This window comes from Pseudomonas sp. TE3728, from assembly GCF_056279145.1.
This window is the reverse complement of record NZ_JBWBQT010000001.1, coordinates 5588287-5613388: the sequence shown is the minus strand read 5'-3', so window position 1 is coordinate 5613388 and position 25102 is coordinate 5588287. Positions and strand designations below refer to the sequence as shown.

The 25102-nt window shown below is 60.2% G+C and carries 23 protein-coding genes; 10 read left to right on the top strand and 13 right to left on the bottom strand.

The window, feature by feature from the left end; all coding sequences use genetic code 11:
- Nucleotides 1–115: 115 nt before the first annotated feature.
- From ACZ89R_RS24650 to ACZ89R_RS24640, 3 genes are read right to left on the bottom strand one after another with little or no spacing between them, the layout of a single operon-like run.
- Nucleotides 116–733: a TPM domain-containing protein gene (locus tag ACZ89R_RS24650; protein WP_429547794.1), complete on the bottom strand. Its 618-nt coding sequence runs from the start codon at nt 731–733 to the stop codon at nt 116–118.
- Between the two features lie 46 nt (nt 734–779).
- Nucleotides 780–1511, bottom strand: a complete 732-nt coding sequence (locus ACZ89R_RS24645; protein WP_429547795.1) for a TPM domain-containing protein — start codon at nt 1509–1511, stop codon at nt 780–782.
- Between the two features lie 43 nt (nt 1512–1554).
- Complete coding sequence (locus tag ACZ89R_RS24640) at nt 1555–2166, bottom strand: LemA family protein (RefSeq protein WP_429547796.1); 612 nt, start codon at nt 2164–2166, stop codon at nt 1555–1557.
- Nucleotides 2167–2398: 232 nt separating this feature from the next.
- Between ACZ89R_RS24640 and bglX the strand changes: the two genes are divergently transcribed.
- Nucleotides 2399–4690, top strand: a complete 2292-nt coding sequence (bglX, locus tag ACZ89R_RS24635; protein WP_429547797.1) for a beta-glucosidase BglX — start codon at nt 2399–2401, stop codon at nt 4688–4690.
- A gap of 106 nt (nt 4691–4796) precedes the next feature.
- On the opposite strand, the gene ACZ89R_RS24630 is transcribed toward bglX, so the two are convergent.
- From ACZ89R_RS24630 to ACZ89R_RS24610, 5 genes are all read right to left on the bottom strand, one after another.
- A complete protein-coding gene (locus tag ACZ89R_RS24630) occupies nt 4797–5954 on the bottom strand; it encodes a phospholipase D-like domain-containing protein (protein WP_429438603.1) in 1158 nt (385 codons plus the stop codon).
- 1 nt (nt 5955) lies between these two features.
- Entirely contained in the window at nt 5956–6546 is a 591-nt protein-coding gene (locus ACZ89R_RS24625; protein ID WP_123499177.1) for a YceI family protein, read from the bottom strand.
- 171 nt (nt 6547–6717) lie between these two features.
- Complete coding sequence (locus ACZ89R_RS24620) at nt 6718–7047, bottom strand: amidase (protein ID WP_429547798.1); 330 nt, start codon at nt 7045–7047, stop codon at nt 6718–6720.
- Nucleotides 7044–8135 (bottom strand): serine hydrolase domain-containing protein, encoded by a 1092-nt coding sequence (locus tag ACZ89R_RS24615; protein WP_429547799.1) that lies wholly within the window; start codon nt 8133–8135, stop codon nt 7044–7046. The genes ACZ89R_RS24620 and ACZ89R_RS24615 overlap by 4 nt, the downstream gene beginning before the upstream one ends.
- Before the next feature lie 163 nt (nt 8136–8298).
- Nucleotides 8299–9177 carry an acyl-CoA dehydrogenase middle domain-containing protein gene (locus tag ACZ89R_RS24610; protein ID WP_429547800.1) on the bottom strand — a complete coding sequence of 293 codons (879 nt, stop codon included), beginning with the start codon at nt 9175–9177 and terminating at the stop codon, nt 8299–8301.
- Nucleotides 9178–9331: 154 nt separating this feature from the next.
- Here ACZ89R_RS24610 and olsB point away from each other — a divergent pair, with 154 nt between their 5' ends.
- On the top strand, nt 9332–10087 hold the full coding sequence (gene olsB, locus ACZ89R_RS24605; RefSeq protein ID WP_218398268.1) for an L-ornithine N(alpha)-acyltransferase: 756 nt from the start codon (nt 9332–9334) through the stop codon (nt 10085–10087).
- Nucleotides 10087–10881 carry a lysophospholipid acyltransferase family protein gene (locus tag ACZ89R_RS24600; RefSeq protein WP_429547801.1) on the top strand — a complete coding sequence of 265 codons (795 nt, stop codon included), beginning with the start codon at nt 10087–10089 and terminating at the stop codon, nt 10879–10881. The genes olsB and ACZ89R_RS24600 overlap by 1 nt, the downstream gene beginning before the upstream one ends.
- A gap of 88 nt (nt 10882–10969) precedes the next feature.
- Here ACZ89R_RS24600 and ACZ89R_RS24595 read toward each other — a convergent pair whose 3' ends face one another.
- Nucleotides 10970–11542 carry an acyl carrier protein phosphodiesterase gene (locus ACZ89R_RS24595; RefSeq protein WP_429547802.1) on the bottom strand — a complete coding sequence of 191 codons (573 nt, stop codon included), beginning with the start codon at nt 11540–11542 and terminating at the stop codon, nt 10970–10972.
- A gap of 154 nt (nt 11543–11696) precedes the next feature.
- Between ACZ89R_RS24595 and ACZ89R_RS24590 the strand changes: the two genes are divergently transcribed.
- From ACZ89R_RS24590 to ACZ89R_RS24580, 3 genes are read left to right on the top strand one after another with little or no spacing between them, the layout of a single operon-like run.
- A complete protein-coding gene (locus tag ACZ89R_RS24590) occupies nt 11697–12017 on the top strand; it encodes an ArsR/SmtB family transcription factor (protein ID WP_007903797.1) in 321 nt (106 codons plus the stop codon).
- Between the two features lie 2 nt (nt 12018–12019).
- Nucleotides 12020–13186 (top strand): MFS transporter, encoded by a 1167-nt coding sequence (locus ACZ89R_RS24585; protein ID WP_429547803.1) that lies wholly within the window; start codon nt 12020–12022, stop codon nt 13184–13186.
- Between the two features lie 22 nt (nt 13187–13208).
- A complete protein-coding gene (locus ACZ89R_RS24580; RefSeq protein ID WP_429547804.1) occupies nt 13209–14258 on the top strand; it encodes an alkene reductase in 1050 nt (349 codons plus the stop codon).
- 140 nt (nt 14259–14398) lie between these two features.
- On the opposite strand, the gene ACZ89R_RS24575 is transcribed toward ACZ89R_RS24580, so the two are convergent.
- On the bottom strand, nt 14399–15283 hold the full coding sequence (locus ACZ89R_RS24575) for a DMT family transporter (protein ID WP_429547805.1): 885 nt from the start codon (nt 15281–15283) through the stop codon (nt 14399–14401).
- 162 nt (nt 15284–15445) lie between these two features.
- On the bottom strand, nt 15446–16078 hold the full coding sequence (emhR, locus tag ACZ89R_RS24570; RefSeq protein WP_123499196.1) for an efflux system transcriptional repressor EmhR: 633 nt from the start codon (nt 16076–16078) through the stop codon (nt 15446–15448).
- A gap of 265 nt (nt 16079–16343) precedes the next feature.
- On the opposite strand from emhR, the gene emhA reads away from it, so the two are divergent.
- The 4 genes from emhA to ACZ89R_RS24550 all read left to right on the top strand — a co-directional run bounded on the left by emhA (nt 16344) and on the right by ACZ89R_RS24550 (nt 23761).
- Entirely contained in the window at nt 16344–17501 is a 1158-nt protein-coding gene (emhA, locus tag ACZ89R_RS24565; RefSeq protein ID WP_429547806.1) for an efflux RND transporter periplasmic adaptor subunit EmhA, read from the top strand.
- A gap of 3 nt (nt 17502–17504) precedes the next feature.
- Nucleotides 17505–20666 carry an efflux RND transporter permease subunit EmhB gene (gene emhB / locus ACZ89R_RS24560; RefSeq protein ID WP_192344309.1) on the top strand — a complete coding sequence of 1054 codons (3162 nt, stop codon included), beginning with the start codon at nt 17505–17507 and terminating at the stop codon, nt 20664–20666.
- A complete protein-coding gene (gene emhC, locus ACZ89R_RS24555; protein WP_123499202.1) occupies nt 20666–22126 on the top strand; it encodes an efflux RND transporter outer membrane subunit EmhC in 1461 nt (486 codons plus the stop codon). The genes emhB and emhC overlap by 1 nt, the downstream gene beginning before the upstream one ends.
- A 378-nt stretch (nt 22127–22504) precedes the next feature.
- Nucleotides 22505–23761 (top strand): OprD family porin, encoded by a 1257-nt coding sequence (locus ACZ89R_RS24550; protein WP_429547807.1) that lies wholly within the window; start codon nt 22505–22507, stop codon nt 23759–23761.
- 138 nt (nt 23762–23899) lie between these two features.
- Here the strand turns inward: ACZ89R_RS24550 and pcaC are convergent, their stop codons facing one another.
- Together pcaC and pcaD are read right to left on the bottom strand one after the other, a co-directional pair.
- Nucleotides 23900–24292: a 4-carboxymuconolactone decarboxylase gene (gene pcaC, locus ACZ89R_RS24545; RefSeq protein ID WP_008005892.1), complete on the bottom strand. Its 393-nt coding sequence runs from the start codon at nt 24290–24292 to the stop codon at nt 23900–23902.
- A 10-nt stretch (nt 24293–24302) separates the two neighbouring features.
- Complete coding sequence (gene pcaD, locus ACZ89R_RS24540; RefSeq protein ID WP_429547808.1) at nt 24303–25094, bottom strand: 3-oxoadipate enol-lactonase; 792 nt, start codon at nt 25092–25094, stop codon at nt 24303–24305.
- Nucleotides 25095–25102: the final 8 nt, after the last annotated feature.

Here is a 25102-nt window from a genome sequence, read left to right as displayed (position 1 = left end):
GTGTCTGACAGAGTGTGTTTGCCGGTTTTGGGGCCGCTTCGCAGCCCAGCGGGAGCAAGCTCCCTCGCCACAAAAGCTGCCGAAGGTTCGGGCCGCGTTCGGACGATCTTTTGATTTAGCTCAACACCACCAACCGATTCGGCAACTCATTGCGCATATGGGTCACCGGCACATGCACCTTGAGCAACTCGCCGCATGCCTCGATGCATGTCACAAACCCCTGCAACGTCTGCCCCTGTTTCACCTGTTGCGTAAACGCCGCCACAATCGCGTCCCAGTTTTTGTTGTCCAGCCGTTTGGAAATGCCTTCATCCACCAGAATCTCCACATAGCGCTCGGCCTCGGAGACGAAAATCAGCATGCCGGTGCTGCCGACGGTATGGTGCAGGTTTTGCTCCAGGAACTGCCGACGCGCCAGGTTCGACGCCCGCCAGTGACGCACCGAGCGCGGGATCAGGCGCGTGGTGACTTTCGGAATACGGAACACCAGGCACAACACGATGAAACTGAACCATTGCACCAGCAACAGGCTGTGCATGGTCAGCCAGCCCGTCAGGTAATGCACGATACCCGGCACCACCAGCGCCAGCAGACTGGCCCAGAGCAGCGGGATGTACGCGTAATCGTCGGCGCGGGCCGCAAGCACCGTGACCAGTTCGGCATCGGTATCGCGCTCGACCCGGGCAATTGCCTCGGCGACTTTGCGTTGTTCGTGTTCAGTCAGTAATGCCATGTTTATGAATGCCTGCTCGCTATTGTTGTTTTTACCTGCAGTATTATCACCAGCCGCCCGACGAGCCGCCGCCCCCGAAACTGCCCCCGCCGCCGCTGAAGCCCCCGCCTCCGCCGCCGAAACCGCCTCCCGAGCCGCCACGGCCGCCGCCGCTTGGCAGAATACCGAACATCTGGCCGACGAAGATCGTCAGGATGAACAGCAACACCAGGAACACGAACAACCCCGGCGGCCGCTCAACGGAATCACTCTCCTGATCACCGCGCGATTCATACACTGTCGACGGTTCGTCCAGCGGATTGCCGCCCAGCACCACCAGCATCGCCGCGACCCCGTCGCTGATGCCTTTGCTGAAGTTGCCGGCCTTGAACGCGGGCGTGATCACCTGATGGATGATCACCGAACTCTGCGCATCGGTCAGGCGCCCTTCCAGGCCATAACCGACTTCAATCCGCAGCTTGCGCTCGTCACGCGCGACGATCAGCAGCGCGCCGTTGTTCTTGTCCTTCTGGCCTATGCCCCAATAGCGTCCCAGCTGATAACCGAAATCCGCGATGTCGGTGCCCTGCAAGTCCGGCAACGTGACCACCACCAACTGCTCGCCGGTGGTTTTTTCGTGGGCGTTGAGCTGTTGCGTCAGTTGCTCGCGCACCGCAGGCTCGATCATCTGGGCGTTGTCCACCACCCGACCGGTCAATTCCGGGAACTTCAACTCGGCCTGGGCCGTCAGGGCAAACACCCAGAACACCAGCACCAGGCCTACTTTCAACACGCGCATTGGCAACCTCATCCTTGGTGACGTTTCAAGCCCGTTCCGGCGCTTACTGGAACTTCACTTCAGGCGCTTTCTCGGCACCGGGGCTGGTAGCCTCGAACGTTTCGCGGATTGGCAGATCGCTATACAACACGGTGTGCCACAGGCGACCGGGAAAGGTGCGGATCTCGGTATTGTATTTCTGCACCGCCAGGATGAAGTCGCGACGAGCCACGGCGATGCGGTTCTCGGTGCCTTCAAGTTGCGATTGCAGCGCCAGGAAGTTCTGGTTGGCCTTGAGGTCCGGGTAGCGTTCGGACACCACCATCAACCGACTCAGCGCGCCAGTCAGCTGATTCTGCGCCTGCTCGTACTGTTTCAGCTTTTCCGGATTGTCCAGCGTGCTGGCATCCACCTGAATCGAGGTGGCCTTGGCGCGGGCTTCGATCACCGCGGTCAGGGTTTCTTGCTCATGCCGGGCATAACCCTTGACGGTTTCCACAAGATTGGGAATCAGGTCGGCGCGACGCTGGTACTGGTTCTGCACCTGGCCCCAGGTGCCCTTGGCTTGTTCGTCGAGGGTCGGGATATTGTTGATGCCGCAGCCGGTCAACAGTGTTGTCAGCCACATCAAGGCTGCAACCTGCAGGCTCGACCGATAGTGAAGTCGTACATTCATCTGGTTGATGCTCCCTTGCATATTCCGTTGATGAAACAACCTGCGAACTTTGAACCCGGCTCTTGGGGCATAATCTGCGCCGCTACTGGATTGCATCAAGCCAATGGGCTAAAAGATGCCCCGGCGCTAACACATAAGTGTGCTGCATTCACCTGAACAACAATAGTCGCTCCCAAAATTTTGGCTGACCGGCGTGTATTCACTGCCGTTTAGGCTTTTGAGAAAACCATTCATGAAGAAGCTGTGTTTGCTGGGCCTGTTCGTCAGCCTGGCCAGTCATACCGTATTGGCCGCCACGACGCCCGCACCTATAGAGAACAAGGACGCCTTCATCAGCCACCTGATGAAGCAAATGACCCTCGATGAAAAGATCGGCCAGTTGCGCCTGATCAGCATCGGCCCGGAAATGCCGCGGGAGATGATCCGTAAGGAGATCGCCGCCGGCAATATCGGCGGCACGTTCAACTCGATCACCCGCGCCGAAAACCGTCCGATGCAGGACGCGGCCATGCGCAGCCGGTTGAAGATCCCGATGTTCTTCGCCTATGACGTGATCCACGGCCACCGCACCATTTTCCCGATTCCACTGGCCCTGGCCTCGAGCTGGGACATGGACGCCATCGGTCGCTCCGGGCGCATCGCCGCCAAGGAAGCGGCGGCTGACAGCCTCGACATCACCTTCGCGCCAATGGTCGATATCTCCCGCGACCCACGCTGGGGCCGCACGTCCGAAGGCTTCGGCGAAGACACCTACCTGGTTTCGCGAATCGCCGGCGTCATGGTCAAGGCATTCCAGGGTACCGGGGCGAACGCGGCCGACAGCATCATGGCCAGCGTCAAGCATTTTGCCTTGTACGGCGCGGTCGAGGGCGGTCGCGACTACAACGTCGTCGACATGAGCCCGGTCAAGATGTACCAGGATTACCTGCCACCGTACCGCGCGGCAATTGACGCCGGTGCCGGCGGGGTGATGGTTGCGCTGAACTCGATCAACGGCGTGCCGGCCACCGCCAACACCTGGCTGATGAACGACCTGTTGCGCAAGGAATGGGGCTTCAAGGGCCTGGCGGTCAGCGACCACGGGGCGATTTTCGAGCTGATCAAGCACGGCGTCGCCGCTGACGGTCGCGAAGCCGCGAAGCTGGCGATCAAGGCCGGCATCGACATGAGCATGAACGACACCCTCTATGGCAAGGAATTGCCAGGGCTGCTGAAGGCCGGTGAGATCGAACAGAAGGACATCGACAACGCCGTGCGTGAAGTGCTCGCCGCCAAGTATGACATGGGCCTGTTCAAGGACCCGTACCTGCGCATCGGCAAGGCCGAGGATGACCCGGCCGACACCTACGCCGAAAGCCGTCTGCACCGCGCCGAAGCCCGTGATGTGGCGCGTCGCAGCCTGGTGTTGTTGAAGAACCAGGGCGACACCCTGCCGCTGAAGAAAACCGCGAAAATCGCGCTGGTCGGCCCACTGGCCAAGGCGCCGATCGATATGATGGGCAGTTGGGCCGCTGCTGGCCGTCCCGAGCAATCGGTGACCTTGTTCGACGGCATGACCAATGCGCTTGGCGCGCAGTCGACGCTGATCTACGCCCGTGGCGCGAACATCACCAGCGACAAGAAAATCCTCGATTATCTGAACTTCCTCAACTTCGATGCGCCGGAAGTGGTGGATGATCCGCGTTCGGCCAATGTGTTGATCGATGAAGCGGTCAAGGCTGCCAAGCAAGCTGATGTGGTGGTCGCAGCGGTGGGCGAATCCCGTGGCATGTCCCACGAGTCGTCGAGCCGCACCGACCTGAACATCCCGGCCGCCCAGCGCGAGCTGATCAAGGCATTGAAAGCCACCGGCAAACCGCTGGTGCTGGTGTTGATGAACGGCCGGCCGCTGTCGATTCTCGAAGAGAACGAGCAGGCGGACGCGATTCTGGAAACCTGGTTCAGCGGCACCGAAGGCGGCAACGCCATCGCTGACGTGCTGTTCGGCGACTACAACCCGTCGGGCAAACTGCCGATCACCATTCCCCGCTCGGTGGGTCAGATTCCGACCTACTACAACCACCTGAGCATTGGGCGGCCGTTCACTCCGGGCAAACCGGGCAACTACACCTCGCAGTATTTCGAAGACACCACCGGGCCGCTGTTCCCATTCGGCTTCGGCCTGAGCTACACCCGGTTCAGCCTGACCGACATGGCCCTGTCTTCGACCACACTGAACAAGACCGGCAAGCTCGACGCCAGCGTCGTGGTGAAGAACACCGGCAAGCGTGACGGCGAAACCGTGGTGCAGCTGTATATCCAGGACGTGACCGGTTCGATGATCCGCCCGGTCAAGGAACTGAAGAACTTCCAGAAAGTCATGGTCAAGGCCGGCGAACAGAAAGTCGTGCACTTCACCATCACCGAGGATGACCTGAAGTTCTACAACGCCCAGCTCAAGTACGCCGCGGAGCCGGGCAAGTTCAACGTGCAGATCGGCCTGGATTCCCAGGACGTGACGCAGCAGAGCTTTGAGTTGTTGTAATACCACTTAAAAGCAAAAGATCGCAGCCTTCGGCAGCTCCTACAGGGTGTACACAAAACCTGTGTAGGAGCTGCCGAAGGCTGCGATCTTTTGATCTTGAAAAAACCTACCCCCGCCGATCCAGCAGATTCACCACCAGCCGATCCACCCATCCCCACACCCTTTGCTTGACCCGCCGCCACAACGGTCGGCGCTTCCATGCTTCGAGGCTGACTTCCTGGCTCAGGGCAAAGTCATTTTCGAAACTCGCCGCCACCGCCAGGGTCAGCCCGGGGTCCAGGGCTTCGAGGTTGGCTTCCAGATTGAAACGCAGATTCCAGTGATCGAAGTTGCACGAGCCGATGCTCACCCAGTCATCGATCAACACCATTTTCAGGTGCAGGAAACACGGCTGGTATTCGAATATCTTCACCCCGGCCCTGAGCAGACGCGGGTAATAGCGATGCCCAGCGTAGCGCACCGACGGATGATCGGTGCGTGGCCCGGTCAGCAGCAGCCGCACATCGACGCCCCGAGCCGCCGCCCGACGCAGTGAGCGGCGGACTTTCCAGGTCGGCAGGAAATACGGCGTGGCCAGCCAGATTCGGCGCTGGCCACTGTTCAGCGCGCGAGTCAGTGATTGCAGAATATCGCGGTGTTGGCGGGCGTCGGCATAAGCGACCCGGCCCATGCCCTCACCCATGACTGGCACTCGCGGCAAGCGCGGCAAACCGAAGTGTGCAGTGGGTTTCCAGGCGCGCCGATAACGGTTGGCGATCCATTGGCGGTCGAACAGCAACTGCCAGTCGATGACCAAGGGACCGTTGATTTCCACCATCACTTCGTGCCATTCGCTGGTGTCTTCGCCCGGGGTCCAGAACTCATCGGTGACCCCGGTGCCGCCGACCACCGCCAGGCATTGATCCACTAGCAGCAGCTTGCGGTGATCGCGATAAAAGTTGCCCACCCAACGGCGCCAGCTCAGGCGATTGTAGAAACGCAACTCGACACCGGCGGCCATCAGGCGCTGACGCAAGGTCAAGGTGAATGCCAGGCTGCCATAGTCATCGAACAGGCAGCGCACCCGCACGCCGCGTTCGGCAGCCTGGACCAGCGCCTGAACCATCGCCTCGGCGCAGGCCCCCGCCTCCACCAGGTACAGTTCCAGTTCAACTTGTTCTTCGGCGCGGGCAATCGCCACCAGCATTCGCGGAAAAAACTGCGGGCCATCAATCAGCAGTTCAAAGCGGTTGCCTTCACGCCACGGGAAAATTGCGCCGCGCATCTTAGCGCGCCGTGAAAATCAGCACCGCACCCACCGGCACCGACAGACTGATGGCCGACAAACCGGCAACCTTGCGCAAGCTTTCCAGGCCCGGGGCCAGGTCGAAATCTTCAGCGCTGATCACCAAAGGTTCAAGAGTCACCACTTGAAAGCGCCGGTCATCGAGACGGGTCGCCAGCAGTTCGGCGTTGTATTGGTGTTGTTTACCATGCAGGTTGACGGTCAGCGGCAAGCGCAACTCCAGTTGCGCACCGGGCGCCAGGTCGTTGATCGGCCGTAGATCGATTTGCGTGGTGATCAGCGCTTCAGGGAACGTCTGGATATCGAACAGCTCCTTGCGCATGCGTTCGTCGCGCAACGGAATGCCGCTGTTGACCGATTCCAGCTCGACCTCCACCTGCGCCAGGCCCTTGGGATCGACTTTACCGTGCAGCACCAGAAAGCGCTGCACTTCGGAAATGTTGGCGTTTTTAGTGCTGATGAACGACAGCCGCGAGGACTCGCCATCCAGATACCAATTGGCCTGGGCCGACACGGTGACACCGGCCAGCAGCAGGGAGGCGAGGGTTTTGCAGACAAAGCGGTTGAACATAGAGACTCATGAGCAGAAAAACCTGAGCGAACCTTAACTGGCCGTGGGCGTATTGCAAACCGCAAAGATCAAAAGATCGCAGCCTTCGGCAGCTCCTACGGGGGTTGGGTCCACCCGCTACTTCATGGTTGCACGCGGTCAATGTAGGAGCTGCCGAAGGCTGCGATCTTTTCAGGGCATCAACCGACAGCCTTGGCGTTCACCAACCCAAACAGCGCTAGTGCTGCGCCCCATACCACCCACCGTCACGCGCTTGTTCGCGGCGTCATCGACGAACCCGCTGGTGGGCAAATACTGCTTCACATAGCCCTGGCAATACTCGGCCGGATTGTTCATCACATAGCGGCACGAGCAGTATTCCTTGGCGGTGTAGGCGCTGATGATGTCCGGGAAAGCCCATAGCGCCACCCGCTCCTGCCAGATCCAGCCAAGCAAGGCGATCAGCAGCACCAGCAACAGCGTGCTGAACGGCCGACGGCGAATAAAACCGCGGCGGCTCATGGCTGCACCTTCATGGCAAACGCCTTGAGCGCGAGTTTGAGCAATTCGTTGTGCTGATAACTCCCATCGCGATCATCGCCGTAGCGCACGATCACCAGCTTTTCGCTGGGAATCACGTACATCGCCTGACCCCAATGGCCCAGTGCGGCGAAGGTGTCGACAGGGGCGTCGGGCCAGGGTTGCGTCGCGCCATCCACGGCGCGATTGAGCCACCAGTGACCGCCGGGCACGGCTTCATCCTGGTTGGCCTGATAGCGGGCGAAAGGCTCACGACTGAAGTCGACCCAATCCTTGGGCAGCAATTGCCGCTCACGCCAACGACCGTCGCGCGCCATCAACAGGCCGACCCGCGCCAGGTCCCGGGCAGTGAGATAGGCGTAGGACGATGCGACAAACGTGCCCGTGGCATCCGCTTCCCACACCGCACTGCGAATCCCCAAGGGTTCGAACAGCGCAGTCCATGGATAATCCGGATAACGGGCCGGGCCGACGATGGTTCTCAGCGCGGCGGACAGTAGGTTGCTGTCGCCACTGGAGTAGCGGAATGCCTGACCGGGTTTGGCGTACTCGTCGTGGTCGGCAGTGAACGCGGCCATGTCGCGGTGTCCACGGGTGTAGAGCATGGCCACCACCGAGGACTTCAACGGTGCGTATTCGTAGTCTTCCTGCCAGTCCAGGCCCGAGGCCCAGTGCAGAAGGTCGGCCATGGTCATGGCGGGGTGTTTTTCCAGGGCTGGATAAAACTTCTGTGCCGGGTCCTGGAGTTTGAACAGGCCTTCGCCATAGGCCACCCCGAGCACCGCGGCCATGAGGCTTTTGCTGATCGACCAGGTCAGGTGCGGCGTTTGCGCAGTGGTCGGGCCGGCGTAGCGTTCGTAGATCAGTTGGCCGTCGCGGATCACCAGCAAGGCATCGGTGCGAATGCCTTGGTGAGTGGCATCGTCGCGGGGTGGGAAAGCGTAGTTTTCCAGAACCTGAAGTGCCGGGCCGGTGACTTTCGGGCCGGGCGACCATTGCTCGGCCGGCCAGTTTTCGGCCTGGGCTGTGAGGCTGAGCAGCATGAGAACCAGGGACAAACCTTTGAACATGAGGGGCGCTCGGAGGAATGAACCTGCAGAGCCTAGTCGAGATAAATGACAGTCTCACGCTACATCCGGTCCCTGTAGGAGCTGCCGAAGGCTGCGATCTTTTGATCTTGATCTTTTCTGAAGATCAAAAGATCGCAGCCTTCGGCAGCTCCTACAGGGGAAATCAGAATCCCGCCAACGCCTTGGCCAACCGCTTGCCCCGCGCCCCTGCCGCCAAATCCATCACGGTCTGATCGCGCTGCCACATCTGCGCCCATTGTGGCGGTCCATCGGCCAGGGCCTGGTTCACTTCAGCCTTGAGCCCATCGAACTGCGCAAACAACCCGCCCAGCAACACATGCCCGGCCGGATTGTTCGGCGCCTGGCGGCTGACTTCCGCGCACCCGGCCAGCAGCGCCAGCAAGCGCAGTTGCAAGGTTTGCGGCCAGTCGCTGTCCTGGCCAACGCCGAACAGCCACGCAATCATGGCGCTCAGCACATAGATGTCTTCCAGGGTTCGGAACGGTTTGACGTAAGCGTCCCAGCCATCCCCTGCGAGCAATTCACACAGCGCGTTGTCGAGAAACAACCGGCCGTGGCTGATGTCCGGCATCAGCGGCATGGGCGCGAGCTTTTCCAGACGCACACCCGGTTCGCCGGGGTAAACCACCGCAAGGTTCAAGCGCGGCACTTCGCCGGGTTCTTCACTGCGAGCAGCGACCAATAGCCAGTCGGCGGCATCGCCAGCGGTGACGAAATCCTTGCGCCCGCTCAGACGTAAATCGCGCAGCCGGGTCTGCATGTCCGCCACCCGCAAACTGCGCTGTTCAGTCGCGCACAACGCGCCGAGGCTCAGCGGCGCGCTCGGCCAGAGCATGCGCAACGCCGCCTGATAGCCCACCAGAAACGCCAGCCCCGGCGTCGCCATCAGCCGTCCGCCGGCCACCGCCAATTCGAACGGCGACACCGCGCCCAACTGTTGCAACAAGGTTGCAAAGCCTTCACCCAGGTCAGGGTCGGCGGGCAGGCGATCGCGGCGTTTCAACAGGGTTTGCCAGGGCATAAGAGGCTCCTTGTGGGCTGTCATATAAGCATCACCAAAGCTTCATGGCGATGACACCGGGGCTACATAGCCTGACTTTGCACAACACGGCTGCATAAAGAAAGTCGATCGGCTGTAACCCAAGACGGGTGGCCAGCCCGTACGGAGACTCACAATGACTCAGATCGCCCGCATCAGCGACACCGGCAATGAACGCCGCCTGCAAGCCGAACGCCTGGTGGGCGCCGAGGCGTTGCAGGAAGCCCAGGCCTTGCGCTTCAACGTATTCAGTGGCGAATTCAACGCCAAGCTGAAAGGCGCGGAGCTGGGTCTGGACATGGATGATTATGATGTTCACTGCGCCCACATCGGCGTGCGTGACTTGAACACCGGGCGCCTGGTGGCGACCACCCGTTTGCTCGATCACACAGCGGCCAGCAGCCTGGGCAAGTTCTACAGCGAAGAAGAATTCCGCCTGCACGGTCTGGTTCATTTGAAAGGCCCGATCCTGGAAATCGGTCGCACCTGCGTCGACCCGGCCTACCGCAACGGCGGCACTATCGCCGTGCTCTGGGGTGAACTGGCCGAAGTGCTGAACCAGGGCGGCTACAGCTATTTGATGGGTTGCGCGAGCATTCCAATGCAGGACGGTGGCATCCAGGCCCACGCGATCATGCAGCGTCTGCGCGAACGCTACCTATGCACCGAACACCTGCGGGCCGAACCGAAGAAGCCACTGCCAACGCTGGATATTCCGTCCAACGTCATCGCCGAAATGCCGCCGCTGCTCAAGGCCTACATGCGCCTGGGCGCGAAAATCTGCGGCGAGCCGTGCTGGGACGAAGACTTCCAGGTGGCCGACGTGTTCATCCTGCTCAAGCGCGACGAGCTCTGCCCGCGCTACGCCAAGCACTTCAAGGCGGCTGTGTAATGAGCCGCTTGCGGGTGTACGCGCGAATTGCGCGAGTGCTTTTGGTGGTGGCGCTGGGTTTGAGCATGGCCAGTGTGTTCGGATTGTTCGAGCGACTGGGAATGGCCCATTCGATGGTCCGTCGCCAGCGCTGGTCGCGGTTTTTCATGGCACGGCTGAGCAATGCCCTGCCCTTTCGCGTCACCGTCCATGGTGAGTTGCCCAAGCAACCGATGCTCTGGGTCAGCAATCACGTGTCCTGGACTGACATTCCGTTGCTGGGCATGCTCACGCCGCTGTCGTTCCTGTCCAAGGCCGAAGTGCGCACCTGGCCGGTGGCGGGTTGGCTGGCAGCCAAGGCCGGCAGCCTGTTCATTCGCCGTGGGTCGGGCGACAGTCAGTTGATCCGCAAACAGATGACCCGTCATCTGGAGCAGGAACATCCGCTACTGATGTTCCCCGAAGGCACCACCACCGATGGCCGCTCGCTGCGTACGTTTCATGGTCGTTTGCTGTCCGCGGCGATCGATTCTGAAGTGGCGCTGCAACCGGTGGCGATTCGTTATCTGCGCAATGGCGAGCTCGATACCCTGGCACCGTTCATTGGCGATGATGATTTGCTCTCGCACCTGATGCGCTTGTTCGCCAATGATCGGGGTGAGGTGGAGATTCATCTGCTCAAACCGATCGAGTGCCAGGACCGGGAACGTGCGGCGCTGGCGTTCGAGGCGCAGCAGGCGGTGCAGAGGGCGTTGTTCGGTGAAGTCGCAAAACCTGCCGAGCCACGGCGTGCCGGCGAACTGATCGCTGCCTGAAAGCAAAAGATCGCAGCCTTCGGCAGCTCCTACATGGAATGATGTCCCCCTGTAGGAGCTGCCGAAGGCTGCGATCTTTTGATCCTGGCTATGCTCGTCGCGCTACAAAATCCTGCAACTGTGGATAGAACAACCGGAAGTCTTCACTCAACGGCTCATACAACCCCCGTAACTCCTGCATCGCCCCGGCCAACTCCTCCGGCCGGGTCAACCTGCGCGAAATTCCCCGTAATACCTGCTCAAGCACTTCGAACTCCTGATAAGCACCCAACCAATCATTGGCCACCATGTGCGGTGCAATCCGCGCCAAGCGCTCCGGCAGCTGCGGTTCGGCGGACAGCACCCGATAAACGTCCGAAGTGAACTGCTCCAGTGGCTGATCCGAGTAAAGCCCCCAGTCCCGCGCCAGACAGTGGTCGAAAAACACATCGAGCACGATCCCGGCGTAACGCCGGCGCGTGAGGGAAAACCGCGACAGGGCGATGTCCACCCGCGGATGGCGATCGGTAAACACGTCGATGCTGCGGTGCAACTGGATGGCCGCTTCGATTTCCGGATCGAACTGCCCTTGCAGCCGTCCTTTGACGAAATCGCCATACAGACTGCCGAGCATTTGACCGGGGCGCTGGCCACCGAGGTGCAGATGTGCGAGATAGTTCATGCGCGCAGCTTAGCACTGCGTCGTCCATATCGTTATAACCCGATATACCGATTCATGCGGTCATCAGACCAAAATCATATTGGTATATCGCGAAGTACCGATTTAAAGTTCGCCTCATCGCGATATAGCGTTTTACTCATCACGAGCCCACACCATGACCATCGACCTCGACGAAATAATAAAAGCGCTGGCACACCCAGTACGCCGAGACATCCTCATCTGGCTGAAAGACCCCAAGGTCCAGTTCCCGGAACAACTCCACAATCATGAGTACGGCATTTGCGCCGGACAGATCGATCAACGCTGCGGCCTGTCGCAGTCGACCGTGTCCGCTCATTTGGCGACCTTGCAACGGGCGGGACTGATCAGCAGCCAGAAAGCCGGTCAATGGCACTTCTTCAAACGCAACGAGGACGTGATTCAGGCGTTCCTCGACGCCATCGACAAGGAGCTCCGCGCTCCGACAAGGAACTGACAATGCCCCTATCGCTACTCATTCTGGCCTTGAGCGCCTTCGCCATCGGCACCACCGAGTTCGTCATCATGGGCCTGTTGCCCGAGGTGGCGGCCGACCTGGGTGTGTCGATCCCCGGCGCCGGCTGGCTGGTGACCGGTTATGCCCTGGGCGTGGCCATTGGTGCACCGTTCATGGCACTGGCCACCGCCAGGCTGCCGCGCAAGGCCGCTTTGGTAGCGTTGATGGGCATCTTCATCATCGGCAACCTGCTCTGCGCCTTGGCCAGTGACTACAACGTTTTGATGTTTGCCCGTGTGGTCACCGCGCTGTGTCACGGCGCCTTCTTCGGCATCGGTTCGGTGGTGGCGGCCGGTCTGGTGCCGGCCAACAAACGTGCATCGGCCGTGGCGCTGATGTTCACCGGCCTGACGCTGGCCAACGTGCTCGGCGTGCCGCTGGGCACTGCGCTCGGTCAGGAAGCCGGCTGGCGTTCGACCTTCTGGGCGGTGACCGTGATCGGTGTGATTGCGCTGATCGGCCTGATCCGCTTCCTGCCGGCCAAGCGCGATGAAGAGCAACTCGACATGCGCGCCGAACTGCGTGCCCTCAAGGGCGCCGGTATCTGGCTGTCGTTGAGCATGACCGCATTGTTCGCCGCTTCGGTCTTCACCTTGTTCACCTATGTCGCCCCGCTGTTGGGCGAGGTCACCGGAGTCTCGCCACGCGGCGTGACCTGGACCTTGATGCTCATCGGCCTGGGCCTGACGGTCGGCAACATCATCGGCGGCAAGCTGGCAGACAAAAGCCTGGCCGCGACGCTGATCGGGGTGTTCGTCGCCATGGCGGTCGTATCCACCGTGTTGACCTGGACCAGCATTGCCCTGATCCCGACCGAAATCACCCTGTTCCTCTGGGCCACCGCGTGCTTCGCCGCCGTGCCTGCCCTGCAAGTGAACGTCGTGACCTACGGCAAGGCGGCACCGAATCTGGTGTCGACCCTCAACATCGGCGCTTTCAACGTCGGCAACGCGCTCGGTGCCTGGGTCGGCGGCAGCGTCATCGCCCATGGCTTCGGTCTCACCCGCGTGCCGCTCGCGGCAGCCGCATTGGCGGTACTCGCACTGCTGGTGACCTTGATCACTTTCCGTCAGAGCGGCAATGCCGAGCTGGCCCCTGTTACTCACTGATCTTTAACGAGGGTTGTATTAAATGACGACTATTTTCGATCCGATCAAACTGGGCGACCTCGAGTTGGCCAACCGCATCATCATGGCACCGCTGACTCGCTGCCGCGCCGATGAAGGCCGTGTGCCAAACGCGCTGATGGCCGAGTACTACGTACAACGCGCCTCTGCCGGCCTGATCCTCAGCGAAGCGACTTCAGTGACGCCAATCGGCGTGGGCTACCCGGACACTCCCGGTATCTGGTCCAACGACCAGGTGCGCGGCTGGAGTAACGTGACCAAAGCCATCCACGGCGCGGGCGGCAAAATCTTCCTGCAACTGTGGCACGTGGGCCGGATTTCCCACCCCTTGTACCTGAACGGCGAAGCACCGGTTGCGCCGAGTGCCATCCAGCCTAAGGGTCATGTCAGCCTGGTGCGTCCATTGGCCGACTTCCCGACCCCGCGCGCCTTGGAAACCGCTGAAATCGCCGACATCATCGACGCTTACCGCGTGGGTGCCGAGAACGCCAAGGCTGCCGGTTTCGACGGTGTGGAAATCCACGGCGCCAACGGTTACCTGCTCGACCAGTTCCTGCAAAGCAGCACCAACCAGCGCACCGACAACTATGGCGGCACCCTGGAAAACCGTGCGCGCCTGTTGCTGGAAGTGACCGATGCCGCCATCGAAATCTGGGGCGCGGGCCGCGTGGGTGTGCACCTGTCGCCACGTGCCGATCTGCATGACATGGGCGATGACAACCTGTCCGAGACCTTCACTTATGTCGCTCGCGAACTGGGCAAGCGTGGCATCGCCTTCATTTGCTCGCGCGAAAAAGAAGCCGGCGACAGCCTCGGCCCACAACTGAAGGAAGCCTTCGGCGGCCCGTATATCGCCAACGAACGCTTCACCAAGGACAGCGCCAACGAGTGGCTGGCCAGTGGCAAGGCTGACGCAGTGGCATTCGGGGTACCGTTCATTGCCAACCCAGACTTGCCGGCGCGTTTGAAGGCCGATGCGCCATTGAATGAAGCACGTCCGGAACTGTTTTATGCGAAGGGTCCGGTCGGTTATATCGACTACCCGGTGCTGTAAACATCTGCCGTTGAAATGCGAAAGCCCCGACTCGAAAAGTCGGGGCTTTTGCGTATGGAAGATCAAAAGATCGCAGCCTTCGGCAGCTCCTACAGGTGTATGCCATTCCAATCCAGGAGCTGCCGAAGGCTGCGATTTTGTCAGCGCTTGCGCTGTCCCCAGGCGACCGCAAGACCGCTGAGGCAAATCACCGTGATCCCGATCACGCCGAAGCTGTCCGGGGTATGGTCGAAGATCAGATACCCGTACATTCCCGCAAACAGGATCTGTCCATAACTGAACGGTGCCAGCATCGCCGGCGCTGCATGGCGGAAGGCCTGGGTCAACAACATGTGACCGAGCATGCCGCAAGTGCCCAGCCCGATCATGAACAGGCCGTGCAGCAACGTTGGCGTGCTCCAGAAAAACGGCAACAACGCAGTCATGATCAGGCTGTTGAGAATACCGGTCAGAAAGTTACTGGTGGTCGGGCTGTCGATACCGCTGAGCAGGCGGGTGAGCAACTGATAGAAGCCAAAACACAGCGCCGAACACAGCGGCAGCAGAATCGCCGGGGTGAACAGCGCACCGCCAGGCCGCACGACGATCAGCACGCCAACAAACCCACCCAGCACCGCCAGCCATTGGTTACGCGTCACCCGCTCATGCAGCAATGGCACCGACAGCGCCGTCACTAATAGCGGTGCAAGGAAGTTAACGGCCGTGGCTTCGGCCAAGGGGATGTAACGCAGGCCGGTGGTAAAAAACAGACTGGTGCCGATCAGGCACAGGGCCCGCAGTAACTGCAACCCGGGCCGTTTGGTGCGCACCACCGCTGAAAAACCAGTGCGCGGCACGAAAATCACCAGCATCAACAAGGTGTGCACCACATAACGTGCCCACACCACCATCACAATCGGGTAAAACCCAGACAGGTATTTGGACAACGTGTCGTGACTGGCGAATAACAACACCGCCAGGCAAATCAGTGCAATGCCCTTGATCGGCTGCTCGGCGCCCTTGTAGCCCGGGTTGTTAACATTCATTCACAGACTCGACACAAAATTCCTACAAAATACGTAGCTCGCTACCTATCAACTCGGCGAACGTACCTATATAAAAGCACCCCATTACCAAAAGGCGAGTGAAGCGAGGACATCTTCTCGCTTCAAGTCTTGACACAAATGGATCCAATTACGCATTTTGTTTCATTTGCGCAGGCTGGGACTCAAGCGCAGCATATCCAACGCTGTATCGACACAGCGCTCGGCTTCGGTGTGCAGTTGAAAACTGTCGGGAGCCAATAGCCACTGATACAGGATGCCATCGACGTACGCATGCAGGCTGATGGCCGCACGGGCAGTGTCGAGGTTTTCCGGCAATTGCCCGCGATTCACCGCATTACTCAGGGCCAGCGCGATTCGCACATTGCAATCGAGACTGACCGTTCGGCGCTGCTGGCGCAGGTCGCACATTTCATCAGTGAATTCGCACTTATGAAACAGAATCTCATTGATGCGTCGGGTTTTCGGGTCCAGCGCAACTTGATGGAACAGATGAATCAGCAGCTTGCGCATACAGCCCAGCGGATCGAGTTCATCTTCGCTTTCACTGGCCTTGGCCATTTCATCCAGCGGCTCATGCAAGGTATCGAGCATCGCCTGCACCAGATCCGCCTTGTTACTGAAATGCCAATAGATAGCCCCGCGAGTCACGCCGGCCAGGGTAGCGATATCCGCCAGCGTCGTGCGGGCCACGCCCCGCTCGTAGAAGGCTTTTTCTGCCGCTTCGAGTATCTGGCTTCGGGTTTCTTGAGCTTCCTCTTTGGTACGACGGACCATGGCAGTAAAACCTCAATCAGGGGTGCTTCAGCGATGTCTGAATATCAGCTGAAGAAAAGTGGGGCGAGCGCTCTCAGGCTTCGTCTGCGGCCTGCAATTCAAACCTTTGGATGGCTTTTGTAACCGTGTGGATACATCGCCAAGGCCTTTACAAACAACCATGAACGTAAGTATATTCCTTAGCAAGCTACTTATCCACCCGGCAAAAATTTTTTAACCTTCCACATTTCTTGTGCGCAATTGCGCGCCTGACCCGAGGATCTTCATGCAATTCAAGCCAGCTGTTACCGCTCTGGTTACTGCCGTCGCCCTGGCATCGCTGCTCAGCGGATGTAAAAAGGAAGAGGCGGCACCTGCCGCACCAGCCCCTCAGGTCGGCGTCGTAACCCTGCAACCTCAAGCCTTCACCCTGACGTCCGAACTTCCGGGGCGCACCAGCGCGTTCCGCATCGCCGAAGTTCGCCCACAGGTCAACGGCATCATTCTCAAACGACTGTTCAAGGAAGGCGGCGACGTCAAGGCCGGTCAGCAGCTTTATCAGATCGACCCATCGGTCTATGAAGCGACCCTGAAAAGCGCCGAAGCCAACCTGCGTTCGACCAAGTCGATCTCCGACCGCTACAAGCAACTGGTCGACGAACAGGCTGTCAGCCGTCAGGAATACGACACCGCGCTGGCCAACCGCCTGCAATCGGAAGCGTCCCTGCAAAGCGCCCAGATCAACGTGCGCTACACCAAGGTTTACGCACCGATCTCCGGCCGCATCGGCCGTTCGTCGGTGACTGAAGGCGCGCTGGTCAGCAATGGCCAAACCGACGCCATGGCCGTCATCCAGCAACTGGACCCGATCTATGTCGACGTCACCCAGTCTTCGGTGGAGCTGCTTGAGCTGCGTCGCGAACTGGAAAGTGGTCGTCTGCAAAAGGCTGGCGATAATGCCGCCGCGGTCAAGCTGACGCTCGAAGACGGCAGCCAGTACCCGCTGGACGGCAAGCTCGAGTTCTCCGAAGTGTCGGTTGACCAGACCACCGGCTCCGTAACCCTGCGTGCCGTGTTCCCGAACCCTGATCACACCCTGCTGCCGGGCATGTTCGTTCACGCTCAGTTGCAGGCCGGTGTGGACAGCGCGGCGATCCTGGCCCCGCAACAAGGCGTGACCCGCGACCTCAAAGGCTCCCCGACCGCGCTGGTCGTCGGTCCGGACAACAAGGTCGAACTGCGTCAGCTCAAAGCCAGCCGCACCGTCGGTAACCAATGGCTGATTGAAGACGGGCTGAAGGCAGGCGATCGCGTGATCACCGAAGGGCTGCAATTCGTCAGACCTGGCGTTGAAGTGAAAGCCACTGAAGCCACTAACGTTGCCGCAAAGAGCCCGGCCACCGCACAGGCAGCTAACACTGCTGCCGGCGGCAAAGGGGAGTAAACCATGTCGAAATTTTTTATCGACCGTCCGATTTTCGCCTGGGTAATTGCCCTGGTGATTATGCTGGTCGGGGCTCTATCGATTCTCAAACTGCCGATCAACCAATACCCGAGCATTGCGCCTCCAGCTATTGCGATCTCGGTGACCTACCCGGGCGCGTCCGCACAAACCGTGCAAGACACCGTGGTGCAAGTGATCGAGCAACAGCTCAACGGTATCGATAACCTGCGTTATGTCTCGTCGGAAAGTAACTCCGACGGCAACATGACCATTACCGCGACCTTCGAGCAGGGCACCAACTCCGATACCGCGCAGGTTCAGGTCCAGAACAAGCTGAACCTGGCCACCCCGCTGCTGCCGCAAGAAGTGCAGCAACAGGGCATCCGCGTGACCAAGTCGGTGAAAAACTTCCTGATGGTCATCGGCGTGGTATCGCGCGACGGCAGCATGACCAAGGACGACCTGTCCAACTACATCGTGTCGAACATGCAAGACCCGATTTCGCGCACCGCCGGTGTCGGTGACTTCCAGGTCTTCGGTGCCCAGTACGCGATGCGGATCTGGCTGGACCCGGCCAAGTTGAACAACTACAACCTGACCCCGGTGGACGTGAAAACCGCCATCGCGGCGCAGAACGTCCAGGTCTCGTCCGGTCAACTCGGCGGCTTGCCTGCCCTGCCCGGCCAACAGCTGAACGCGACGATCATCGGAAAGACCCGTCTGCAGACCGCCGAGCAGTTCAAGGCGATCCTGCTGAAGGTCAACAAGGACGGCTCGCAAGTGCGTGTCGGCGACGTTGCGGAAGTCGGTCTGGGTGGCGAAAACTACTCGATCAGCGCCCAGTTCAACGGCGCCCCGGCCTCCGGCCTGGCGGTGAAACTGGCCAACGGCGCCAACGCCCTCGACACCGCAAAAGCCCTGCGCAATACCATCGACACCCTCAAGCCTTTCTTCCCGGAAGGGATGGAAGTGGTGTTCCCGTACGACACCACCCCGGTGGTGACCGAGTCGATCAAAGGCGTGGTTGAAACCCTGGTCGAAGCGATCGTGCTGGTGTTCCTGGTGATGTTCCTGTTCCTGCAAAACTTCCGCGCCACCGTCATCACCACGATGACCGTGCCGGTGGTATTGCTGGGTACGTTCGGGATCCTCGCGGCGTTCGGCTTCAGCATCAACACCCTGACCATGTTCGGTATGGTATTGGCCATCGGCTTGCTGGTGGACGATGCCATCGTCGTGGTGGAAAACGTCGAACGGGTCATGAGCGAAGAAGGCCTGTCACCCAAGGAGGCCACCAAGAAATCCATGGGGCAGATTCAGGGTGCCCTGGTCGGTATCGCCCTGGTGCTGTCGGCGGTACTGCTGCCGATGGCGTTCTTCAGTGGCTCCACCGGTGTGATCTACAAGCAGTTCTCGATCACCATCGTTTCGGCCATGGCCTTGTCGGTATTGGTGGCGTTGATCTTCACCCCGGCGCTGTGCGCAACCATGCTCAAGGCGATTCCGAAAGGTGAGCACGGTACGCCGAAACGCGGCTTCTTCGGCTGGTTCAACCGCAGCTTCGACCGTGGCGTCAAAAGCTACGAGCGCGGCGTGGGCAATATGCTCGCGCACAAGGCTCCGTACCTGCTGGCGTACCTGATCATTGTGGTCGGCATGATCTGGCTGTTCACCCGTATTCCAACGGCGTTCCTGCCGGAAGAAGACCAGGGCGTACTGTTTGCGCAAGTGCAGACACCGGCCGGTTCCAGCTCCCAGCGTACGCAAGTGGTCGTGGACGAAATGCGCGAATTCCTGCTGCGTCCGAGCTCGGAGGGCGGTGAAGGCGATGCAGTGGCCTCGGTGTTTACCGTGACCGGCTTCAACTTCGCCGGCCGTGGTCAGAGTTCGGGTATGGCGTTCATCATGCTCAAACCGTGGGAAGAACGTAACGCCGACAACAGCGTGTTCAAACTCGCGGCCCGTGCCCAACAGCACTTCTTTACCTTCCGCGACGCCATGGTGTTTGCCTTCGCACCACCGGCTGTACTGGAACTGGGTAACGCCACCGGTTTCGACGTGTTCCTTCAGGACCGCGCCGGTATCGGTCACGAAAAGCTGATGGAAGCCCGTAACCAGTTCCTCGGCATGGCGGCGCAAAGCAAGGTCCTGTCGCAAGTCCGTCCTAACGGCCTGAACGACGAGCCGCAATATCAGCTGGAAATCGACGATGAGAAGGCCAGCGCCCTGGGCGTGACCCTCACCGACATCAACAACACCCTGTCGATTGCCCTGGGCAGTAGCTATGTGAACGACTTCATCGACCGCGGTCGCGTGAAAAAGGTTTACATCCAAGGCCTGCCTGGTGCTCGCATGAGCCCCGAAGACCTGAAGAAGTGGTACGTGCGCAACAGCGCCGGCACCATGGTTCCGTTCTCGTCGTTCGCCAAAGGTGAGTGGATCTACGGTTCGCCGAAACTGGCCCGTTACAACGGCGTAGAAGCGATGGAAATCCTCGGTGCCCCGGCGCCAGGCCATTCCACTGGTGAAGCGATGGCCGAAGTCGAAGCCCTGGCCAAGAAACTGCCGGCCGGTGTCGGTATTTCCTGGACGGGCCTGTCGTACGAGGAACGTCTGTCCGGCTCGCAAGCGCCAGCGTTGTACGCCTTGTCGCTGCTGATGGTGTTCCTGTGTCTGGCGGCGCTGTATGAAAGCTGGTCGATCCCGATCGCGGTGATGCTGGTGGTACCGCTGGGGATTATCGGTGCGCTGATGGCGACCAGCATGCGTGGCCTGTCCAACGACGTGTACTTCCAGGTGGGGCTGTTGACCACGATCGGCCTGGCGGCAAAAAACGCCATTCTGATCGTCGAGTTCGCCAAGGAACTGCATGAGCAAGGACGTAGCCTGCGCGATGCCGCGATCGAAGCCTGCCGGATGCGTCTGCGACCGATCATCATGACCTCGCTCGCGTTCGTGCTCGGTGTGGTTCCGCTGGCCATTTCCACGGGCGCAGGTTCGGGTAGCCAGCATGCGATCGGTACCGGGGTGATTGGCGGTATGATCACAGCCACTGTGCTGGCGATCTTCTGGGTCCCCTTGTTCTTTGTCACCGTGTCGTCCATGGGCCAGCGCAAAGTCGCCGACCAGGATGACGCCATTGAACCATCTAAAGAGGCTGGCTAATGAGCAAGTCGCTACTCTCCATCGCAGTCGCCGCCTTCGTGCTGAGCGGCTGCTCGCTGATACCCGATTATCAGCAGCCTGAAGCTCCGGTGGCGGGCCAATACCCGCAAGGCCCGGCCTATTCGCCGGCCCAGGCGCCTAACCAGGCCGCAGCCGAACAAGGCTGGAAGCAGTTTTTCCACGACCCGGCGCTGCAACAGCTGATTCAAACCGCGCTGGAGAACAACCGTGACCTGCGCGTCGCGGCGCTGAACATCGACGCTTATGCAGCTCAGTACCGCATTCAGCGTGCCGATCTGTTCCCGGCGGTTTCGGCCACCGGCAGCGGCAGCCGTCAGCGAGTTCCGGCACGGGCCTCGCAGACCGGTGAAGCAGCCATCTCCAGTTCCTACTCGGCCACTGTCGGCATCAGCGCTTATGAACTCGACCTGTTCGGTCGGGTTCGCAGCCTGAGCGAAGAAGCCCTGCAGAAATACTTCGCCACTGAAGAAGCACGCCGCAGCACGCAGATCAGCCTGGTGGCCAGTGTGGCCAATGCCTACCTGACCTGGCAGGCTGATAAAGAGCTGCTGAAACTGACCCAGGAAACCCTCGGCGCCTACGAGGAGAGTTACAAGCTCACCTCGCGCAGCAACGAAGTGGGTGTCGCCTCGGCACTGGATCTGGCCCAGTCGCGTACCTCGGTGGAAAACGCCCGGGCGCAACTGGCCAAATACACCCGTCAGGTCGCCCAGGATGAAAACAGCCTGGTGCTGCTGCTCGGCACCGGTATTCCGGCCAATCTGCAAGCGGCCAAGCCACTGTCGGACGACGTGCTGAGCGAAGTGCCGGCCGGCCTGCCATCGGACTTGCTGCAACGTCGTCCGGACATCCTTCAGGCCGAGTACAACCTCAAAGCTGCCAACGCCAACATCGGCGCGGCACGGGCTGCGTTCTTCCCGAGCATCAGCCTGACCGCCAATGCCGGCTCCCTGAGCCCGGATCTGTCCGGTCTGTTCAAGGGCGGTTCGGGCACCTGGTTGTTCCAGCCGCAGATAAACTTGCCGATCTTCAACGCCGGCTCCCTGCGCGCCAGTCTGGATTACTCCAAAATCCAGAAAGACATCGGCGTGGCGAACTACGAGAAGTCCATTCAAACGGCCTTCCAGGAAGTCGCCGATGGCCTGGCCGCACGCCAGACCTACACCGAGCAGTTGCAGGCTCAGCGTGATTTCGTCAGCGCCAACCAGGACTACTACCGTCTGGCCGAGCGTCGCTACCGCATCGGTGTCGACAGCAACCTGACCTTCCTCGACGCCCAGCGCCAGTTGTTCAGTGCCCAACAGGCGCTGATCACCGACCGTCTGGCGCAGCTGACCAGCGCGGTCAATCTGTACAAGGCATTGGGTGGTGGCTGGAATGAACAGACGGCAAAGAACGAGCCGTTGAAAGAAGAAGCGCCGAAGATGAAGTTGTTCTGATAGCGCGGTAAAAACACGAAGCCCACCGATCGGTGGGCTTTTTGTTGACGGCGGGAAAAGCCAGATCAAAAGATCGCAGCCTTCGGCAGCTCATGAAATCGCGCACCTGCGTAGGAGCTGCCGAAGGCTGCGATCTTTTGATCTTTTGCCGTTCGATAATCGCCCAGAACCCGCCCTCGCCGATTGAACCGTTTAGTCCCTTTCCCTCACCATCTGTCGCACAAAACCAATAACAACAGGTTCGACACCATGTCCTCGCGCCCTGCCCTGTCCGGCTGACTTCGCCCCCGCTTTTCTGAATTCGACATCTTATGTCTGCAACCCAAACGTTGCGGCACCACCCTGTTTCACCTCCAAGAATTAGAGAGACCCGAGCCCATGACGCCTTCCACGCAGTATTTCTTTCCCAGCCTGATCGCCATCGCACTGGCCGGTGCGGCCCTGCCCGCCATGGCCGAGGAAGCCGGTTTTGTCGAAGGCGCCAAGGTCAACCTGAACCTGCGCAATTTCTACATCAATCGTAACTTCACCAACCCGACCAAAAGCCAGGGCAAGGCTGAAGAGTGGACGCAAAGCTTCATCCTCGACGCCAAGTCCGGGTTCACCCAGGGCACCGTCGGGTTTGGCATGGACGTGCTGGGTTTGTACTCGGTCAAGCTCGACGGCGGCAAAGGCACCGGCGGTACACAGTTGTTGCCGCTGGATCACGATGGTCGCCCGGCAGACAATTTCGGTCGAACCAACGTGGCGTTCAAGGCCAAGCTGTCCCAGACCGAGGTGAAGGTCGGCGAGTGGATGCCGGTGCTGCCGATCCTGCGTTCGGACGACGGTCGCTCGCTGCCGCAAACCTTCCGTGGCGGCCAGATCACCTCGAAGGAAATCGACGGCCTGACGCTCTACGGTGGCCAGTTCCGCGCCAACAGCCCGCGCGATGACAGCAGCATGAATGACATGTCGATGACCGGCAAAACGGCGTTCACCTCAGACCGCTTCAACTTCCAGGGCGGTGAATATGCCTTCAACGGCAAACGCACTCAGATCGGCCTGTGGAACGCTGAACTCAAGGACATCTACAGCCAGCAATACGTCAACCTGATCCACACCCAACCGCTAGGGGACTGGACGCTGGGCGCCAATCTTGGGTTTTTCTATGGCAAGGATGACGGCAGCGCCCGGGCCGGCGAGCTGGACAACAAAACCTGGTCGGGCCTGTTCTCGGCCAAATATGGCGGCAACACCTTCTACGTCGGCCTGCAAAAACTGAGCGGTGACAGCGCCTGGATGCGGGTCAACGGCACCAGCGGCGGTACCTTGGCCAACGACAGCTACAACGCCAGCTATGACAATGCGAAGGAAAGATCCTGGCAATTGCGCCACGACTACAACTTCGCCGCCCTTGGCGTGCCAGGCCTGACCCTGATGAACCGCTACATCAGCGGCGACAACGTACACACTGCAACCACCAGCGACGGCAAGGAATGGGGCCGTGAAAGCGAACTGGGCTATACGGTGCAGAGCGGTACGCTGAAAAACCTCAACGTCAAATGGCGCAACTCGACCATCCGCCGCGACTTCAGCAACAACGAGTTCGACGAGAGCCGGTTGATCGTCAGCTATCCGATCAGTTTGTTGTAAACCCCACTCCCGCCATCGCGAGCAGGCTCGCTCCCACAGGAATCCTCGGTGAACACAAAGCTTGCGGTCACGCCGGACAACTGTAGGAGCGAGGCTTGCCCGCGAAGGCGTCAGCTCAGACAACACAACTTTCGCGAATCACTCCCGCGATTCAACCCCCAACTCATCCCACACCGATTCAGCCAGGTGGAAGGTCGCATTGGCCGCCGGGATGCCGCAGTAGATCGCGCTCTGCATGATCACTTCCTTGATTTCGCCGCGGGTCACGCCGTTGTTGGCGGCGGCGCGCAGGTGCAGTTTGAGTTCTTCGTTGCGGTTCATGCCGATCAGCATCGCGATGGTGATCAGGCTACGGGTGTGGCGCGGCAGGCCCGGGCGGGTCCAGATGTCGCCCCAGGCGTGGCGGGTGATCATCTCCTGGAACTCCGAGTTGAACTCGGTCAGCGCATTCAGGCTGCGGTCGACATGGGCGTCGCCCAGTACTGCACGGCGAACGTTCAGGCCCTCGTCGTAACGTTGTTTCTCGTCCACAACAATCCCCTCAATGAGCTGACAAAAACGCCAGTACTCGGTCGCTGAATACAGCGCCGGCCTGGACGTTGGACAGGTGCGCGGCGTAGAACTCGGCGTACTCCGCGCCACGCACTTGTTCCTGAATGAAATGCCCGCCGGACGGCGGCGTCACCGCATCTTCGGTGCCGGAAATCACCAGCAACGGCACCTGAATCGACGACAGCTGATCACGGAAATCGGCATCGCGCACCGCCGCGCAATTGGCCGCGTAACCTTCAGGAGACGTGGCCGCAAGCATGTCGGTAATCCGCTTAACCGCTGCCGGATTGGCCTCGGCAAAATCCGCGGTGAACCACCGCGCAATCGACGCATCACGCAGGGCAACCATCGCCGCCGAGCCGTCACGCAGCACGGTTTCGATCCGTGGATTCCACACCGATGGGTCGCCGATTTTCGCCGCGGTGTTGCACACGATCAGTTTGTTCAATCGCTGACTGGCATTGATCCCCAGCCATTGACCGATCAACCCGCCCATGGACAGCCCACAGAAATGCGCGCGGTCGATGTGCAGCGCATCCAGCAGCGCCAGCACGTCGCGGCCCAGTTGCTCGATGCTGTACGGCCCCGGCGTCACCAACGATTTGCCGTGACCACGGGTATCAAAACGCAACACCCGAAAATGCTCGGTGAACGCAGGGATTTGCGCGTCCCACATGTGCAGGTCGGTGCCCAGCGAGTTGGACAGCACCAACACCGGCGCCTCGTTAGGGCCCTCGATTTGGTAATGCAGTTCGCCCTCGGCGAGTTGTACGAATGCCACGGCAGTCT